We start from the raw sequence: 17632 nt of genomic DNA, 5'->3' as shown, positions 1-17632 counted from the left end.
GATCCCGGGAGGGTGTGGATGAGGCAATCGGGCATGCGCGGCGCGCTGCTCGCTCTCGTGGTGCTGCTGACGAGCTCCGCGTGTGCCGGCTGGGGCGGCGGCGTCGGTGGTGGCGGGGCGAACAGCATCAACGTGCTGATGGTCAACAACCCGCAGATGGTCGACCTGCAACGGCTGACCGCGGAGCACTTCACGCGCGAGACCGGCATCGCCGTCAACTTCACGGTGCTGCCGGAGAACGACGTCCGCAACAAGATCAGCCAGGAGTTCTCCAGTCAGGCCGGGCAGTACGACGTCGCATCCTTGAGCAACTTCGAGATCCCGATCTACGCGCGCAGCCGTTGGATCGCGCCGCTGGACCCCTACATCGCGGCCGACCCCGAGTTCGACCAGGACGACATCCTCGACCCGATGGCCACGTCGCTCACCGGCGACGACGGCCAGATCTACGGGCAGCCATTCTACGGCGAGTCGTCGTTCCTGATGTACCGCACCGACGTGCTGGCCGAGGCCGGGATCACGATGCCGGCGCAGGCCACCTGGCAGGAGGTCGCCGACATCGCGGCGCAGGTGGACGGCCTGCGGCCCGGCATGGCCGGGATCTGCCTGCGCGGCCAGCCGGGGTGGGGGCAGATCTTCGCGCCGCTGACCACGGTGGTGAACACCTTCGGCGGCACCTGGTTCACCCAGGACTGGCAGGCGCGGGTGGACGCGCCGGAGTTCGTCGAAGCCACCAAGTTCTACGTCGACCTGGTGCGCGAGTACGGCGAGTCCGGCGCGGCGCAGGCCGGGTTCACCGAGTGCCTCAACAACCTGATCCAGGGCAACGTCGCCATGTGGTACGACGCCACCTCGGCAGCGGGCTCGCTCGAGGCCGAGGACTCCCCGGTCAAGGGCAAGATCGGCTACGCGGCCGCACCCGTGGTGAAGACCGACAGCTCCGGCTGGCTCTACGCGTGGGCCTGGGGCATCCAGGCGGCCAGCGAGAAGAAGGACCAGGCGTGGGAGTTCATCTCGTGGGCGTCGAGCAAGGAGTACGAGCAGCTCGTCGGTGAGGAGATCGGCTGGTCGAGCGTGCCCGCCGGCAAGCGCGCCTCCACCTACGAGAACCCGGACTACCTCGCAGTGGCCGGGGCGTTCGCCGAGCCGACGCGCTCGGCCATCGAGAACGCCGACCCGCTCGACCCCGGCGTGCAGCCGCGGCCCGCGCCCGGGATCCAGTTCGTCGGCATCCCGGAGTTCCCCGCGCTCGGCACCCAGGTGTCGCAGGAGGTGAGCTCGGCGATCGCCGGGCTGACGACCGTCGAGGAAGCACTGGCGCAGGGGCAGGAGCTGGCCGAAGACGTGGCGGACCGCTACCAGGCCCGGGAGGCGGAGGACTCATGACGACGGCACTCGAACCTCGCATCGAGCCGGAGGAGCGACCGGTCGGCGGACAGCGCGCCCTCAACCGCAGCGCGGACTGGGCCCGCCGCGCCCCGCTGCTGCCCGCGCTAATCTTCCTGATCGTGGTGACGCAGCTGCCGTTCATCGGCACGCTGGTCATCTCGTTCATGAACTGGAACGCGTACTACCCCGACGAGATCGGCTTCGCGGGTGTCGACAACTTCCGGCGCGTGCTCACCGACGTCAACACCCGGGATTCGATCGTCACCACCGTCGTGCTCACGGCGTCGGTGGTGCTGATCAGCCTCGTGCTCGGGATGCTGATCGCGCTGCTGCTGGACCGGGCGTTCCTCGGCCGCGGCATCGTCCGCACGATGATGATCACGCCGTTCCTCGTGGTGCCGGTCGCCGCGGCGCTGGTGTGGAAGCACGCGCTCTACAACCCGGAGTACGGGCTGTTCAACGGGGCGCTGACCTGGCTGTTCGGGGCCAACGCGCCGCAGCCGGACTGGATCTCCAGCGCGCCGCTGGCGTCGATCGTGGCGGCGCTGGTGTGGCAGTGGACGCCCTTCATGATGCTGATCATCCTGGCCGGCCTGCAGAGCAAGCCGCACGACGTGATCGAGGCCGCCCGCATCGACGGCTGCTCGAGCTGGCAGATCTTCCGCCACATGACGCTCCCGCACCTGCGGCAGTACCTGGAGCTGGGCGCACTGCTCGGGTCGATCTACATCGTGCAGAACTTCGACGCCGTCTTCACGATCACGTCCGGCGGCCTCGGCACGGCGAACCTGCCGTACACGATCTACCAGACCTTCTACAACGCGCAGGACTACGGCACGGCCTCCGCGGCCGGTGTCGTCGTCGTGGTCGGGACGATCCTCGTCGCGATGCTCGCGCTGCGCACCGTGTCGTCGCTGTTCCGCGAGGAGGGCTCCCGATGACGACCACCGTGGAAGCGCCCGAGGCCACGCCGTCGCGGCTCGCCGTCGCCCCACCCCGGCGCAACCGGTCGGGGATGCTGCTCGGCGTCCTGGCCTGGTTCATCGGCATCGTGTTCGTGCTGCCGGTGCTGTGGATGGTGCTGACGTCGTTCCACAGCGAGGCCGACGCCGCGACGAACCCGCCGTCGCTGTTCGCGCCACTCACCCTCGACGGCTACGCGAACTTCTTCGGGGCGGCGTCGGGCGCGAGCCCGTGGCCGCCGCTGGCGAACTCGCTGACCGCGAGCGTCCTGTCGACGGTGCTGGTGCTGCTGCTGGCCATCCCGGCGGCCTATGCGCTGTCGATCCGGCCGGTGCGCAAGTGGACGGACGTGCTGTTCTTCTTCCTGTCCACGAAGATGCTGCCGATCGTCGCCGGCCTGCTGCCCGTGTACCTGATCGCGCAGGGCATCGGGATGCTCGACAACATCTGGCTGCTCATCGTGCTCTACACGGCGATGAACCTGCCGATCGCGGTGTGGATGATGCGCTCGTTCCTCGCCGAGGTGCCCTTTGAGATCCTCGAGGCCGCCGCGATCGACGGGGCCGGGCTGAGCCGGACGCTGCGTACGATCGTCGGGCCGATCGTGCTGCCCGGCATCGCCGCCACCTCGCTCATCTGCTTCATCTTCAGCTGGAACGAACTGCTGTTCGCCCGGGTGCTGACCGCGACCGTCGCGCAGACGGCGCCGGTGTTCCTCACCAGCTTCGTCACCAGCCAGGGCCTGTTCCTGGCGAAGGTGTGCGCGGCCGCGGTGGTGGTGTCGCTCCCGGTGCTCATCGCCGGATTCGCGGCGCAGGACAAGCTCGTGCAAGGACTCTCGTTGGGAGCGATCAAGTGAAGGCTGCCGTCATCAGCACGGATTCGGTCACCGTCGAGACGGTGCCCGACCCCGCCCCCGGGCCGCGGGACGTCGTCGTGGCCGTTGCGGCGTGCGGGATCTGCGGCACCGATCTGCATATTGCCGAGGGCGAGTTCGCCCCGACCCTGCCGATCGTGCCCGGGCACGAGTTCGCGGGCGAGGTCGTCGCGCTCGGCTCGGACGTCACGGAACTTCGTGTGGGCGACCACGTGGCCGTCGACCCGTCGCTGTACTGCCACGAGTGCCACTACTGCCGCCGCGGGCGGGGCAACCTGTGTGAGCGGTGGGGCGCCATCGGGGTGACGGTGTCCGGAGGCGCCGCCGAGTACGCGGTGGCACCGGTGGCGAACTGCGTGCGGCTCCCCGAGGGTGTCTCGACCGCCGACGCCGCGCTGATCGAGCCGCTGTCATGCGCCGTGCGCGGCTTCGACGTCCTCGAGCCGCAGCTCGGCGACCACTACCTCATCTACGGGGCCGGGACGATGGGCCTGATGATGATGGAGCTGGCCAAGCGGGCGGGCGCGGCCACCGTCGACATGGTCGACCTCAACCCGAACCGGCTGGAGACGGCCAAGGAGCTGGGCTGCACGGCCACCGTCACGAGCGCCGACGAGCTGGACCGGCCCCGCGGCTGGGAGGTCGTGATCGACTGCACCGGCGTCGTCGCCGCGATTGAGGACGGGCTCGGCCGGGTGGCACCGGGCGGCACGTTCCAGCAGTTCGGCGTGGCGAACGAGGACGCCTCCGCGTCGTTCTCGCCGTACCGGATCTACAACAAGGAGATCCGGATCGTCGGGTCGATGGCCGTGCTGCACAGCTACGAGCGGGCCGCCGAACTGTTCGCCGACGGGGTGCTCCGGCCGGACGTGATGATCAGTCACCGGATGGGGCTGGACGAGTACCCGCAGGCGCTCGAGCAGTTCCGGCAGGGGATCGGGCGGAAGATCCAGGTGCACCCCTGACCCCGCCCGCTGTGCCGCCCTGCTCTGCGGACCTGCCCGTTCCGCCCCATCATCGTCGTGGGGGGAACCGTGAGCGGAGACGAGGAACTGCACGACCACTCGGCGAGTAGGGCGGCCGTGCGTCGGGAGCGGCGGTGGATGCTGCTGTTCCTCGGCGGGGGCGGGCTGGTCGGTAGCGCCGGCGCGGGGTTTCTGGCAGCACTGATCGCAGGGGGCGCGCCCCACGACCGGTGGCTGCTCGTCATCCTCACGGGACCGGCGTCGGGGTGTCGATCGCCGTGGCCGTCGGCGTCCTGCTGCTGATGCGGCGTCGCGGGGTGCCCCTGTACGAGCGCTCGGCACTGTGGGACGTGACGTACCCCGACCGCAAGAAGATCCTCCGGTCGATCCGGCGAGCCGAACCGGTGACTCCGGCACACCGCGATGTCGCACTGCGCGCTGCCCGGCAGATCGAGCGCCGACGTCGGTTGGTGTGGCTGTGGCTGGCGATCGCACTGGTGCAAGGGGCAAACGCCGTCATCCAGGACGGGGTGGCCCGGTGGCTGTATTTGGTGTCCGCAGCGTGCGCCATCGGTGCTGCCGCCGCCCAGCAGCGACTGCGGATCCAGGCCCGCCGAGCTCGTCCCGTGCTCGAGGCCCAGCAGGCGATCGGACAGTAAGTGGACAGCCTGTCCGCATGAAGGGTAGAAGTGGGCTCATTGTCCACTTCTACTTCGGGAGGCCGCCGTGCCCCACCTGCTGCACCTCGACAGCAGTGCCCGCTCCGACTCGTTCTCCCGCCGCCTCGGCGCGCGGTTCGCCGCCGGGTGGCGGGGCCGCGCACCCGCTCGGCTACACCTACCGGGACCTCGCCGCCGACCCCGTCCCGCCGATCGGGCAGGCCTGGACGGAGGTCTGCGACGAGCTGCTCCGCCGGGGGATCACGATCCCGCCCGGTATGTCGAGGTCGTGCACACCCCGGCGCAGCGCACGGCCTGGGCGGTCGTCGCCCCGCTGCTCGACGAGCTGCTCGCCGCCGACGTCGTGCTGATCGCGACACCGATGTACAACTTCTCGGTCCCCGCCGCCTTGAAGGCCTGGATCGACCAGGTGACGTTCCCGCGGATGTCGCTCGCGGGCCGGCGCTTCGTGGTGGTCTCGGCCCGCGGTGGTGCGTACGGGCCGGGCACCCCGCGGGAGCCGGTCGACCACCAGGCCCGCTACCTGCGGGACTTCCTGGACGGGCACTTCGGCGTCACGGACGCCGTGTTCGTCTCCGCGGAGCTGACCAACGCGCTGGTCGACCCGCGGCTGGCCGACCGCAGGGACGCGCACGCGGCGTCGCGGGCGGCGGCCGAGGCCGAGGTCGACCGGCTCGCCGCGGAGCTGACCGCGCCCGCGGCGGCATGAGGCCGTCGTGGAGCGGGTGGGCGCGCCGGCCGGGGGAGCGAGCACGGTGAGCGGCTGGGTGTGGCTTCTCGCGGCCGGGGTCGTGGAGATCGCGTGGGCGCAGAGCATCCCGCCGACGCGGGGGCTCACGCGCTTCTGGCCAAGCGTGCTGGGCGTCGCGCTCTGCATCGCCGTGATCTGGCTGCTCGCCCGCGCGGTGCTGGCGGGGGTGCCGGTCGGCACCGCGTACGTCGTGTTCACGGGCATGGGGGCGGCCGGCGCGGTGCTGCTCGGGGTGGTGGCGCACCACGACCGTGTCACACCGACGCGCATCGCGGCAGTGCTGCTGATCATGGCCGGAGTGGTGCTCGCCCATGCGGCGACCGCCAAATAGCCCACGGGCTGGACATGGTGGAGGAGACCGCCTTCCTCACCGATCTCGTGCTCGTGCCGCCGCCCACCGCGGCACCGTCGGGTGCACCGGCGCCGCCCGGCCCCGCGACGCGCCGTTCCCGGGCGGTCCGCGCAACCTCGCCGACGCGCTCGCCGCGACCCTCCGCGGGGTGGGCGCGGTGGTCTGCGCGGACGGCGAGATCCACGCCGCCCCGCTGGGTCACGCTCGCCGCCGACGGACCCGGTGGGCTTCCTCGACCTTCCCGGCGGACGGGCGGCGGCTCGACGAGCTGGGTGACGTCGACGGACCGGCCGGAGGGATCGGGGCGATCGGCGCCCGCGGGCTCACGTCGGTCAAGGCTCGCTACGCGCTCATGGCGGCGCTCGGCAGCGGAGATCTCGACTCGAGGAGCGCCGTGACTGGTGCTCGGCCCCGTCGCGCGGGTGCTCCTCGAGGTGATCGTGGCGCTGCTCGTCGTGGCCGTGTGCACGGGGTGACCGGACGCCGACCTAGCATCGGCGCGGTGACCGCCATTGACCCGCCGCAACGGTCCAGGGAACGGGCCGACGCGGCGCGCAACCGGGCGCGAGTGCTCGCGGCCGCGGCCGAGCTCTTCCGCAGCCGCGACCCGCGGGCGGTCACGATGGACGACGTCGCCAGGGCCGCGGGGGTCGGGCGCGCCACGCTCTACCGGCGCTACCCCGACGTCGGGTCGATCGCGGTGGCCCTGCTCGACGAGCACGAGCGGGACCTGCAGGAACGGCTGCTGCGCGGCGACCCGCCACTCGGGCCCGGTGCCCCGCCCGCCGAGCGGCTCGCGGCCTTCTACGCGGCGATGGTGGAACACCTGGACCGCCACCTGCCGCTGGTGCTCGGCGCCGACTCCGGCGCATCGAGGTTCGAGGTCGGCTCGTACGGGTTCTGGCGCGCGCACGTGCGGGCCCTGCTGGTGGACGCCGCCGTGCCCGGGCCGGACGTGCTGGTGGACGCGTTGCTCGCCCCGCTCGCGGCCGAGGTGTTCCAGTACCAGCGGGAGCGCGGGTTGGCGTCGGCCGAGATCGCGGCCGGGCTGCGCCTCCTGGCGTTCCGCGTGGTCGCCGCCGGCTGACCAGGACGGCACAGTGGCCGCACACGGCGCCGGCGGTGTGTGCGGACCGTACCCGGTGTGTGCCGTGTGGATTCCCCTCGGTCAGGGGCCGACGCGGATGTCCATGCCCGGGCCGAGCGGCAGCCCGAATGCGTAGAACACCGTGAGGATCAACGCCCAGGCCAGCCAGAACGGCACCACGAACGGCACCATCTTCGCGATCACGGTGCCGAGACCCGCCGAGGGCTGGTAGCGCCGCACGAACGTCAGCAACACGATCATGTACGGGTTGAGCGGGGTCATCACCTGGGTGGCGGCGTCGCCGACCCGGAACGCCGCCTGGGTGAACCCGGGTTCGTAGCCCAGCAGGAGGAACAGCGGCACGAACACGCTCGCCATCAGGGTCCACAGGCTCGACCCGGACACGATGAAGAGGTTGAGCATCGAGGCGAGCACGATGAACCCGAGGATCGCCGGGTAGCCGGTGAGGCCGATGTTCTCCAGCAGCCGGGCGCCGGTCACCGCGAGCCACGCCCCGATGTTCGTCCAGCTGAACAGCGCGATGAACTGGCCGAGGATGAACGCCAGCACGATGAAGCCGGACAGCCCTTTCAGCGCCCGCCCCATCAGCATCGGCACGTCGGCGCCGCTGCGGATCGTGCCCGCCGCGATCCCGTAGGCCAGGGCGGGGCAGAAGAACGCGAGGAACACCAGCGTGACGACCGAGCTCAGCAGCGGCGACGACGGCAGGTAGCCACCGGTCTCGTTGCGCAACGGCGAGCCGGGCACCAGCGCCAGTGCCAGGATCGCAGCGGTCAGCACGAGCAGCACCACACCGGCCACCCGGAGCCCCCGGCGCTCGGCGGGCGTCACCTCGGCGCGTATCTGCTCGCCGTCACCGTCGTCGTCGCGCTCGACCTCCTCGGCCGGGAACCCGGCCCGGACCAGTCCGGGTTCCACCACCTTCGCGATGATGAACCCGGCGAGGAGGCTGAGCACCACCGCCGAGACGATGTTGAAGAAGTAGTTCGACACGGCGGTCACCGGCGTGCCCGCGTCGGGCAGTGTCGCGGCGACGCTGTTGGTGATCCCCGCGAACAGCGCGTCGAGGCTGGTGACGAGCAACGACGTCGAGTAGCCCGCGCCCGCGGCCGCGAAGCCACCGATCAGGCCCGCCACCGGGTGCCTGCCGGCCGCCTTGAACACGATGGCTGCCAGCGGCGGGATGATGATGAACGCGGAGTCGGCCATGATGTTGCCGCTCACCCCGATGAAACCGACCGCGTAGGGCAGCAGCGACCGCGGCGCGTTCGCGAACGCCAGCCGGATGAGCGCGGTCAGCATGCCCGTCCGTTCCGCGAGACCGACCGCGAGCATGATCGTGACGACGGTCTGCAGCGGCGGGAAGCCGATGAAGTTCTCGGCGAGGCCCGTGAAGAAGAACTGCGTGCCTTCCGCGGTGAACGCACCGCGGATCGCCGTGACCTCGCTCTCGCCGGGGATCTGCACGCTCACCCCGAACGCCGCCATCACCGTGGACAGCACGGCCACCACGAGGGTGAGCAGGGCGAAGAGGATGAACGGCTCCGGAAGCCGGTTGCCGACCCGCTCGATCCAGTCGAGCACCCGATCGAGCCGGTTGCGGTCGGTTGAGCTGGTCGTGGTCACGGGCGACCTCCAGGCATCCGGCGAGCGGTGGGTCGTACGTTCAGTCGAAGAACCGGGGGACGTCGAGCGGGCCGCCCGCCGCGTCGAACTCCGCGTGCACCGCGGCCCGCAGGTCGGCGTCGGCCAGGTAGTCGGCGGCGGTGAGGGCCAGGCCGAGCGTCCCGTCCCGGACCGCGCGGTCACCGGCGGGCGACGCCGACGCCGCGGCGAACTCGACGGTGTGCAGCGCCTCGGTGGGCTCGGACACCGCGATCATGGGATGGATGGCGGGCATCCGGTAGCTGAGGTTGCCCAGGTCGGTGGAGCCGGTGAGGAACTCGGGCACCACCCCGAGCGGCAGCGGCGTGCGCCCGCAGGGCTCCTGGTTGACCGCCCAGCGCCCGGCGAGGGCGGTGTTGAAGCGGATCGGTAGGTAGGGCGGCTGCCGGTCCCAGTGCAGTTCAACGGTGCAGCCGTGCATCGCGGCGGCGCCGCGGGCGATGTCGGCCGTCCGGTCGGCGAGGTCGCGCAGCGTCGCGGGGTCGGCGGAGCGGAGGTAGAACAGCAGCGCAGCCCGCTCGGGCACGACGTTCGGACGGGCCCCGCCGTCGGTGAAGATCCCGTGCACCCGGTCGCTGCCGGGCAAGTGCTGGCGCAGCGCCGCGACGCCCTGGTAGGCGGCGACGGCCGCGTCGAGCGCGTTGCGGCCCATGAACGGCTGGGCGGACGCGTGCGCGGCGACCCCGTGGAACACCATCTCGAGCTGACGGCGACCCAGGAACGGATGCAGGGCGATGTCGTGGGTGAACGGGTGCAGCATGATCACCGCGTCGACGTCGTCGAAGACGCCCGCCCGCGCCATCGTCTCCTTGCCGCCGCCGCCCTCCTCGGCGGGGGTGCCGATGAGCGACACCCGGCCGCCCACCCGCTCCGGCACGTCGGCGGCCGCCAGGAACGCACCGACCGCGGTGGAACAGATGATGTTGTGGCCGCAGCCGTGGCCGATCCCCGGCAGCGCGTCGTACTCGGCGAGCACCGCGATGTGCGGCCCGCCGGAGCCGCTGCCGGCGATCAGCGACGTCTCCAGCCCGCCGACGCCGACCTGCGCGGAGTGCCCGTGCCGCTCCAGGAGCTCCACGACCGTCCGCACCGACCGGTGCTCGGCGAACGCCTCCTCGGGGTGCGCGTGCAGGTCGTGGCTGAGCTCCACCAGCTCGTCGCCGTGCTCGGTGACGCGCTGCTGCACGGCGGCCCGCAGCTCCTCCGGCGCCCCGCGGTGCGCCGACCCGACGGGCTCCGCCTGCCGCACTGCGCGGGCCGTGGTGGCGGTGAGGGAGCGGAGGAAGCTGTCGTCGGGGGGCGACGGCCGGGTCGCGTCGGGGTCGCGCATGATCCGGGACCCTAACCCGATCCGGGCCGGGAAGCACCCGGTCCGGACGGCAGCAAGGTGGCGATACTGCCATTGGACGGCAGTATCGCCACCTTGCTGGCACGCGCGGCGGGGTCAGGCCACCTCATTCGGTCTCCGGAGGGACGACCGGTCGCCCGGCCTGCTTCCAGGCCTTGATGCCGCCGTCGAGGTGGGCGACGTCGGTGTACCCGAACTGCGCGAGAACGGCCGCGGCCAGCGCCGAGCGGCCGCCGGACGCGCAGTAGAGGATGGTGCGCCGAGTGGGGTCGAACTCGGAGCGGTGATAGGGGCTGCTGGGGTCCGCCCAGAACTCCAGCATCCCCCGGGGGGCATGGACCGCGCCGTCGATCATGCCGTCGTTCGCCAGCTCCGCCGGCTCGCGCAGGTCGACGAGGACCGCAGCACGCGCGTGTTCCTCGGCCACCTGATCGGGAGTGAGGTTCTCGACCCGGGACTTCGCGTCGGCGACGAGCTGGGCGGCTGTGGTGGCCATCGTTCCTCCAGTGGCTCGGTCCTCGATGGGAGAACCGAGCGTGGCCCGACGGCCGACGCGCAACATCCGCCATCGTGCCGTGTTCTCCGGCCGCTATTGCCGTACTTCCGGCGGTCGCGCGGGGAGATCGATCAGACCGAGCTCGGCTGCGCGCCGAGCGCCCACCACCCGTGACGAGCAGCCGAGCTTCCCGAGGAGGTTACGCACGTGCATGTCGACGGTGCGGGTGCTGAGGAACAGTTCCTGGGCGATCTGGCGGTTGGTCCGCCCGCCTGCCAGCAGGCGCAGCACCTCCCGCTCCCGGCGGGTGAGGCCGGCGGGGTCGAGCGACCGGGCGGCGAGACGTCCCAGCCGCCGGTCGACCTGCTCGCCCATCTGTGCGAGTGCGGTCGCGCAGCTGCGCATGAGCGGCTTGGCCCCGAGGTGCCGCGCCGTCCGGTACGCGCTGGTGATGGTCTCGATCGCCGCGCTCCGGTCCCCCTGCACGGCCAACGCCGTGCCCCGGCGCAGTTGGGAGAGCCCCCGCTCGAACGGTGCAGTGATGCCGTGCAGCAGGTCCACCGCCCGGCCGAACTGGGTCGACGCCTGCGCGGGGTCGCCGTACGCCGCGCCCAGCTCGCCGCTCGCGTGGGCGAGGGCCGACAGCACCTTGGCGGTGCTGTTCTGCGTGGCCGCGCCCGCGAGCAGGCGGTGGCAGCGCGCCACGCCTTCGCGGTCGCCGCGCTCGGCGAGATACGTCGCAGCCCAGCGAAGGGCGGGCAGCGCGTAGTGCCATTCCTCCTTCGCGAGGCAGCGCTCCACCATCGTCGAAACAGCGTGCCGCGCCCCCGCCTCGTCACCGTCGAGGACGGCGGCCATCGCCATGCCCCATGTCGCGCCCACCTCGAGGCCGAAGATCTCGTTGCTGCGGCCGAACGCGGCGGCATGTCGCAGCGGCGCCCGAGCGCGCCGCCGGTCGCCGCGAAGTGCGCCTATCAACCCCGACTCCTCATGCGCGACCATCCGGTGCAGGGGCGAGGACCGATCGTCGTCGAGGACCTCGCTGCAGATCGCGAGCGCCCGGTCCCAGTCCCCCATCAGTCGCACCACCGGAGACGTGCACACGAAACACGCCTGCGCCAGCTCGGTGAAACCGTGCGTACGGCACAGCTCGACGGCCGAGCCGTACGCGTCGGCCGCCGCCGCGTAGTCGGCCGCGTACTCCAGGGCTTCGCCCAGCTCGTAGTAGGCCTCCCCGGCGACTTCGGTGAGCTGCCGTGCCAGGGCGAGCTCGAGTCCGGACCGGGCGAGTTCCACCCCACGGCGCCCGTCTCCGAGCGCGGCGCGAATGGCGCCTGCAGGGCAAGGGCGTGTGCCTGGACGTCGGTACGGCCCGCCGCCGCGGCATCGTCGGTCGCGGCCACGGCCTGTTCCAATGCCTTCGACAGGTGCGCCGCGGCTTTCAGCTGCTCGGCCAGCGTGAGGCGTTCGGCCGCTGCGTCACCGCGCAGTCCCGCCGCCGCGAACGCCTCGGCCGCCGCCTCCCGCGCCGTGACCGCTTCCGGCAGATCACCGAGCAGCTCGGCGGCATTGGCGAGTCGTCGCTGCGCCCGACCGGCACGCTCCATGTCGCCACCGGACCGGCGGATCCGGGCGACCGTGGTCCAGGTCTCCACGGCCGACTCGAGTTCCCCGCCCAGCTCGGCGCAGTCCGCGAGACACTCGAGCACCGTCGTTCGCTCGTCCGGCTCGGCGTCGTCGGGCCAGATGGCGAGCGCCCGCTGGGCCAGGACGGCGGCGTCCCGGTAGGCGTGCACGGCGCAGCAGCGTTCGGCGGCCGCGAGCAGCAGCGGTCGCGCCCGCTCGGGTTCGCGTGCGGCCAACCAGTGCTCCGCGATCACTTCGGGCGGCGCGCCGCGCGCGGTGAGGTGCTCGGCGACCAGCCGGTGATGACCGCGCCGCCGCGCCCAGGGGACGGTGCGGTACAGCGCGTCCCGGACGAGCGCGTGCCGAAACACCGCCGAGCAGGCCGTCCGTTCGCTGAGCAATCCGGCGTCGAGCAGCTCGTCGACATCCGACGGCGGGACGAGATCGGCGAGCACGGGGAGATCGACCCGCACACCCAGCACGGCGGCGAGCTCCACCGCCGAGCCGTGCCGGCGTCGAAGGGCTGCCGTGCGGACCAGCACCGCGTCCAGCACGCTGTCGGGCAGCGGCAGTACGGCGGCGTCGTCGAGGTCGAGCGTGCCGTCGCGCTCACGCAGGGCGCCCGCCTCGACCAGGGCGGCAACGAGCTCCTCGACGAAGAACGGCAGCCCCGCCGCCCTGTCGTGCACCGCCGCGACGAAGCCTGCGGAGGGAGTTCCATCGACGAGCCCGGCGAGCAGCGCACCCGTCTCCTCGGCGGTGAGCGGGGCGAGCGCGAACTCATGGAAACCGCCGTTGCGCCGCAGCTCGGTCCGCATCCGGCGGACGGGGTGCGCGCGCGGCAGCTCCTCACTGCGGTAAGTGGCCAGCAGCAGCACCGGCTCGTCCGCCAGCGAGGACGCGAGTACGGGCACCAGCTCGGCGGTGGCGGCACTGGCCCAGTGGAGGTCCTCCAGCACGACCACCGCCGGCTGCTGCCGCGCGATGTCGCGCAGGGTGCGTCGGACGGCCGCGACCAGGGCCGGGCGATCGACGCTGCTTCCCGCTGTCGCCAGCTCGGGCAGCAGCGCCCTGGCGTGGTCGGCGAGCGCGGCATCGCCGAACTGGTCGGACACGGCGCGGAGGACCTCTGCGACCGGGGCGTAGGCGCCCGCACCGGCCGAGGCGGCGCCGCGGAGGACACATCCGGCCCAGTCGGCGAGTGTCTCGGCGACGAGCCGGCTCTTGCCCACACCGGCGTCCCCGCTGACCAGGACCAGGCCACCGCAGCCGCGCCGGCAGTCCGCGAGTGCGGCTTCCAGCCCCGCCCGCTCGAGCGTCCGGCCGACCAGCGGCGACCGCGTGAGCACGGGTGAAGTCTAGGCCTGGGCGGGCCGGGCGCCACCCTGATCGACGCCTGTACTACCGCGGCAGCTCGTCGATCGCCCGCTGGATCCGCTTGATCGACACCGGGTACCGGGTGCGCATCGGGTGCGCGTACAGGCCCACCCGCAGCTCCTCGATCATCCAGCGGATCTCCTGCAGAGCGGGCGACGGTTCCACGCCCGGAGGGAGCGCGGCCAGCTCGGCCGCGTACTCGTCGGCCACCACGCCCACCTCGGCCGTCCAGGCCGCGTCGCGGGCCGGGTCGACGCGCAGCTTCTCGATCCGCCGCTCCACGGCCTCCAGGTACCGCGCCACGTCGGCCAGCCGCTTCGCACCCGCCGCCGCCGCGAACCCGGGGCCGACGAGCGCGTCCACCTGCGCGGTGATGTCGGCGACGCCCGCGCGGAACGCCGGTGCCCGCGTATCGCTGAGCAGGGCCTGCACGCGGTGCCACACGGTGAGCACACCGCGCACGGCCTGCAGCACCTGCAGCGTGGTGGACGCCAGCCGCTCGGCGAAGAGCCTGCGCAGCCGGGCGTAGGACCGCTCGTCCCAGGCCGGCCCGCCGGCCGCGGCAATCAGGGCGTCGGCCGCCGAGGTGACGCAGTCGTCGAGCAGCGCGGCCACCGAGCCGTGCGGGTTGCGCGACAGCGCCAGCTTGGCGGCGTTGTCCAGGCCGCGCTGCACCTGCTTCTGTGGGGACGGCGTGCCGAGCAGCAGGAGCCGCCGGACCCCGCGGTGGTGCGCCGGGTCGCGCTCGGTGGCCGTCGGAAACACGCGGACGTCCGCGCTCGATCCGCGGTCGATCAACCCGGGGTAGCCGGTGACGACGTGGCTGCCGCGCCGCACGTTGTGCTCGCGGGGGAGCGTGTCGATCGACCAGGTGGCGAGCCCGGTGCGTTCGATGTCGACGCCCGCGGCGGCCAGCTCCTCGCGCACCTTCGGGGCGAGCCTGCGGCGCAGCACCTCCAGGTCGGTGCCGGTGGCGACCTCGCGGCCGGCCTCGTCCACCACCCGGAACGTGACGGTGAGGTGCTCGGGCAGCCGGTCGAGCTCCCACGCCTCGCGCGGGATGTCGACGCCGCGCATCCGGCCCAGCTCGCGCTCCAGCCCGTCGAGCAGCGGCTCGTCCCCGGCCCGCATACGGGTGAGCACGGCGCGGGCGTGGTCGGGGGCGGGGGAGAACAACCGGCGCAGCTGCTTGGGCAGCGTGCGGATCAGCGCGGTGACGAGCTCCTCGCGCAGCCCCGGCACCTGCCACGTGAACGGGGTGGGGTCGATCTGGTGCAGCGCGGCGACCGGGACGTCCACCGTGACGCCGTCGGTGCGCGCGCCCGGCTCGAACGCGTACGACAGCGGCAGCGTCAGTCCGCCCGCCTCGACGTGGTCGGGGTAGGACTCCCGGCTCACCTCGGCGGCCTGCGCGGTGCGGACCATCTCCTCGGTGAAGTCGAGCAGGTCCGGGTGCTTGCGGGAGGTCTTCTTCCACCACGAGTCGAAGTGCCGCCCGGAGACGACGTCGGCCGGGATCCGTTCCTCGTAGAACGCGACCAGCGTCTCCTCGTCGACCACCAGGTCGCGGCGCCGGGCGCGGTGCTCCAGCTCCTCGACGTCCTCCAGCAGCTCGCGGTTGGCGTGGAAGAACCGGTGGCGGGTCTCCCAGTCGCCCTCGACGAGCGCGTGCCGGATGAACAGCTCACGGGAGGTCTCCGGGTCGATCCGCCCGTAGTCGACGTTGCGGCCCACGACGATCGGGATCCCGTGCAGCGTCACGCGCTCGACCGCGACGGCGGCGGCGCGCTTGCGCGACCAGTGCGGCTCGGAGTACGTCCGCTTGACCAGGTGCCCGGCCAGTGGCTCGATCCACTCCGGCTTGATCCGGGCGACGGTGCGGGCGAACAGCCGCGAGGTCTCCACCAGCTCGCCGGCCATCACCCAGCGCGGCTGCTTCTTCGCGAGCGCCGAGCCGGGGAAGATCATGAACTTCGCGCCCCGCGCGCCGAGGTACTCGCGCGTCTCGGCCTCACGCAGCCCGACCTGGGACAGCAGACCCGACAGCACCGCCTGGTGGACCCGGTCGGCTTGCGGGGGATGGAAGCCGGCGGAGCCTGCGGAGCCGGCGGGGCGGGTGGAAGGAGCATCGGAATCGTTGGGCGTCATTCCGGCGTTGCGGGCAGCCTGGCGCAGCTGGGCGTGCAGGTCCTGCCACTCGCGGATGCGCAGGTAGTGCAGGAACTCCTCGCGCAGCAGCCGGCGGAACCTGTTGCCGGTGAGCGCCTCGCGCTGCTCGCCGACGTAGCGCCATAGGTTGAGGAACGCGAGGAAGTCGGAACCGTCCTCGGCGAACCGCGCGTGCTTCTCGTCCGCGGCCTGGCGTTGCTCCGTGGGCCGCTCCCGCGGGTCCTGGACGCTCAGCGCGGCCGTGATCACGAGCACCTCGCGCAGGCAGCCGGTGCGGTCGGCCTCCACGAGCATGCGGCCCAGCCGCGGGTCGACGGGCAGCGACGCGAGCGCGCGGCCGACGGCCGTGAGCCGGTGCTTGCCCTCGAGCGCTCCCAGCTCCTGCAGCAGCGCGAGGCCGTCGCCGACGGCGCGGGCGTCCGGCCGCTCGACGAACGGGAACTCGGTGAGCTCGCCGAGGTCGAGGGAGATCATCTGCAGGATGACCGACGCCAGGTTGGTGCGCAGGATCTCGGGGTCGGTGAACTCCGGGCGCGCGTCGAAGTCGTCCTCGCTGTAGAGGCGGATGCAGATGCCGTCGGCGACGCGGCCGCACCGGCCCGCCCGCTGGTTGGCACTGGCCTGCGAGACCTTCTCGATCGGCAGCCGCTGCACCTTCAGCCGCCGCGAGTAGCGGGAGATGCGCGCGGTGCCCGGGTCGACGACGTAGCGGATGCCGGGCACGGTCAGCGACGTTTCGGCGACGTTGGTGGCCAGCACCACCCGGCGACCCGGATGTGGGGCGAACACCCGCTGCTGCTCGGCCGTGGACAGCCGCGCGTAGAGCGGCAGTACCTCCGTGCGGGGGAAATTCCGTTTGGTCAATGCGTCGGCGGTGTCGCGGATCTCGCGCTCGCCGGGGAGGAACACGAGGATGTCGCCGTCGCCCTCGCGCTGCAGCTCGGCCACGGCGTCGCCGATGGCGTCGAGCTGGTCGCGGTCGGGGTCGTGGTCCGGGTCGTCGAGATCGACAATCGGCCGGTAGCGGATCTCCACCGGGTAGCTGCGCCCGGAGACCTCGACGATCGGCACCGGGGTGCCCAGGGCGTGCGCGAAGTGGTCGGCGAACCGCTCGGGGTCGATCGTCGCCGAGGTGATGACGACCTTGAGATCGGGGCGCTTCGGCAGCAGCCGGGTGAGGTAACCAAGGATGAAGTCGATGTTGAGGCTGCGCTCGTGGGCCTCGTCGATGATCAGCGTGTCGTACTGGCGCAGCATCCGGTCGCCGGTGAGCTCGGCGAGCAGGATGCCGTCGGTCATCAGCTTGACCAGTGTGTTGTCGCCGACCTGGTCGGTGAATCGGACCTTCCAGCCCACGACGTCGCCCAGCTCCGTGCCGAGCTCGTCGGCGATGCGGGACGCCACGGTGCGGGCGGCGAGCCGCCGCGGCTGGGTGTGCCCGATGGTGCCGCGGACGCCACGGCCCAGCTCGAGGCAGATCTTGGGGATCTGCGTGGTCTTACCGGAGCCGGTCTCGCCGGCGACGATCACGACCTGGTGGTCGCGGATCGCGGCGGCGATGTCCTCGCGCCTGGCGCTGACGGGCAGCGCCTCGGGGTAGGAGATCGCGGGGACGGCGGCGCGCCGCGCGGCGACGCGCCGCTCGCCGGTGTCGGCGGCGGCGGCGATGCTCGCGAGGGCCTTGCCGCGCGCGGCGCCGTCGCGGGTGCGGCGGGCGGTGTCGAGGCGGCGGGCGAGCCGGTGCTCGTCGCGCAGCGGCAGGTGCGGAAGGCGCTGTGCCAGCTCGGCGACGTCGGCGTCGGCACCGGCGAACGACGGGAGCGGGGCCTCGTCCTCGCGGGCGCCCGGCACCTCCGCCTGGCGCGA

14 protein-coding genes are annotated in these 17632 nt (G+C 72.4%); 8 read left to right on the top strand and 6 right to left on the bottom strand.

Annotation, left to right across the window (positions count from 1 at the left end; all coding sequences use genetic code 11):
• Positions 1–18 precede the first annotated feature (18 nt).
• The 8 genes from KME75_RS05140 to KME75_RS42625 all read left to right on the top strand — a co-directional run bounded on the left by KME75_RS05140 (position 19) and on the right by KME75_RS42625 (position 7064).
• Complete coding sequence (locus KME75_RS05140; protein ID WP_219413357.1) at positions 19–1386, top strand: ABC transporter substrate-binding protein; 1368 nt, start codon at positions 19–21, stop codon at positions 1384–1386.
• Positions 1383–2330: a carbohydrate ABC transporter permease gene (locus tag KME75_RS05135; RefSeq protein WP_219413356.1), complete on the top strand. Its 948-nt coding sequence runs from the start codon at positions 1383–1385 to the stop codon at positions 2328–2330. The genes KME75_RS05140 and KME75_RS05135 overlap by 4 nt, the downstream gene beginning before the upstream one ends.
• Complete coding sequence (locus tag KME75_RS05130; protein ID WP_372452564.1) at positions 2327–3211, top strand: carbohydrate ABC transporter permease; 885 nt, start codon at positions 2327–2329, stop codon at positions 3209–3211. The genes KME75_RS05135 and KME75_RS05130 overlap by 4 nt, the downstream gene beginning before the upstream one ends.
• On the top strand, positions 3208–4194 hold the full coding sequence (locus KME75_RS05125; protein WP_219413355.1) for a zinc-dependent alcohol dehydrogenase family protein: 987 nt from the start codon (positions 3208–3210) through the stop codon (positions 4192–4194). Before KME75_RS05130 ends, KME75_RS05125 begins: the two co-directional genes overlap by 4 nt.
• 266 nt (positions 4195–4460) lie before the next feature.
• Complete coding sequence (locus tag KME75_RS05120) at positions 4461–4853, top strand: hypothetical protein (RefSeq protein WP_219413354.1); 393 nt, start codon at positions 4461–4463, stop codon at positions 4851–4853.
• Between the two features lie 67 nt (positions 4854–4920).
• On the top strand, positions 4921–5583 hold the full coding sequence (locus KME75_RS05115) for an FMN-dependent NADH-azoreductase (protein ID WP_308282563.1): 663 nt from the start codon (positions 4921–4923) through the stop codon (positions 5581–5583).
• Positions 5584–5590: 7 nt separating this feature from the next.
• The gene (locus tag KME75_RS05110; protein ID WP_308282562.1) at positions 5591–5956 is read left to right on the top strand and encodes a DMT family transporter; all 366 of its coding nucleotides are present in this window, start codon (positions 5591–5593) and stop codon (positions 5954–5956) included.
• A 523-nt stretch (positions 5957–6479) separates the two neighbouring features.
• Positions 6480–7064: a TetR/AcrR family transcriptional regulator gene (locus KME75_RS42625; RefSeq protein ID WP_372452563.1), complete on the top strand. Its 585-nt coding sequence runs from the start codon at positions 6480–6482 to the stop codon at positions 7062–7064.
• Positions 7065–7145: 81 nt separating this feature from the next.
• On the opposite strand, the gene KME75_RS05100 is transcribed toward KME75_RS42625, so the two are convergent.
• From KME75_RS05100 to hrpA, 6 genes are all read right to left on the bottom strand, one after another.
• Positions 7146–8711, bottom strand: a complete 1566-nt coding sequence (locus KME75_RS05100) for an AbgT family transporter (RefSeq protein ID WP_219413353.1) — start codon at positions 8709–8711, stop codon at positions 7146–7148.
• A gap of 40 nt (positions 8712–8751) precedes the next feature.
• Positions 8752–10080 carry a M20 family metallopeptidase gene (locus KME75_RS05095; protein ID WP_219413352.1) on the bottom strand — a complete coding sequence of 443 codons (1329 nt, stop codon included), beginning with the start codon at positions 10078–10080 and terminating at the stop codon, positions 8752–8754.
• Between the two features lie 124 nt (positions 10081–10204).
• Positions 10205–10594 carry a rhodanese-like domain-containing protein gene (locus KME75_RS05090; protein ID WP_219413351.1) on the bottom strand — a complete coding sequence of 130 codons (390 nt, stop codon included), beginning with the start codon at positions 10592–10594 and terminating at the stop codon, positions 10205–10207.
• A gap of 93 nt (positions 10595–10687) precedes the next feature.
• Positions 10688–11671, bottom strand: a complete 984-nt coding sequence (locus KME75_RS42620; protein ID WP_246631481.1) for a helix-turn-helix transcriptional regulator — start codon at positions 11669–11671, stop codon at positions 10688–10690.
• Positions 11671–13569: an ATP-binding protein gene (locus KME75_RS05080; protein ID WP_219413350.1), complete on the bottom strand. Its 1899-nt coding sequence runs from the start codon at positions 13567–13569 to the stop codon at positions 11671–11673. The genes KME75_RS42620 and KME75_RS05080 overlap by 1 nt, the downstream gene beginning before the upstream one ends.
• 52 nt (positions 13570–13621) lie before the next feature.
• Positions 13622–17617 carry an ATP-dependent RNA helicase HrpA gene (hrpA, locus tag KME75_RS05075; protein ID WP_372452562.1) on the bottom strand — a complete coding sequence of 1332 codons (3996 nt, stop codon included), beginning with the start codon at positions 17615–17617 and terminating at the stop codon, positions 13622–13624.
• Between the last annotated feature and the right edge of the window lie 15 nt (positions 17618–17632).

This window comes from Pseudonocardia nigra (assembly GCF_019396355.1).
Lineage (GTDB): Bacteria > Actinomycetota > Actinomycetes > Mycobacteriales > Pseudonocardiaceae > Pseudonocardia > Pseudonocardia nigra.
Note: the sequence above shows the minus strand (reverse complement) of the source record. Positions and strands in the feature narration are given on the sequence as shown.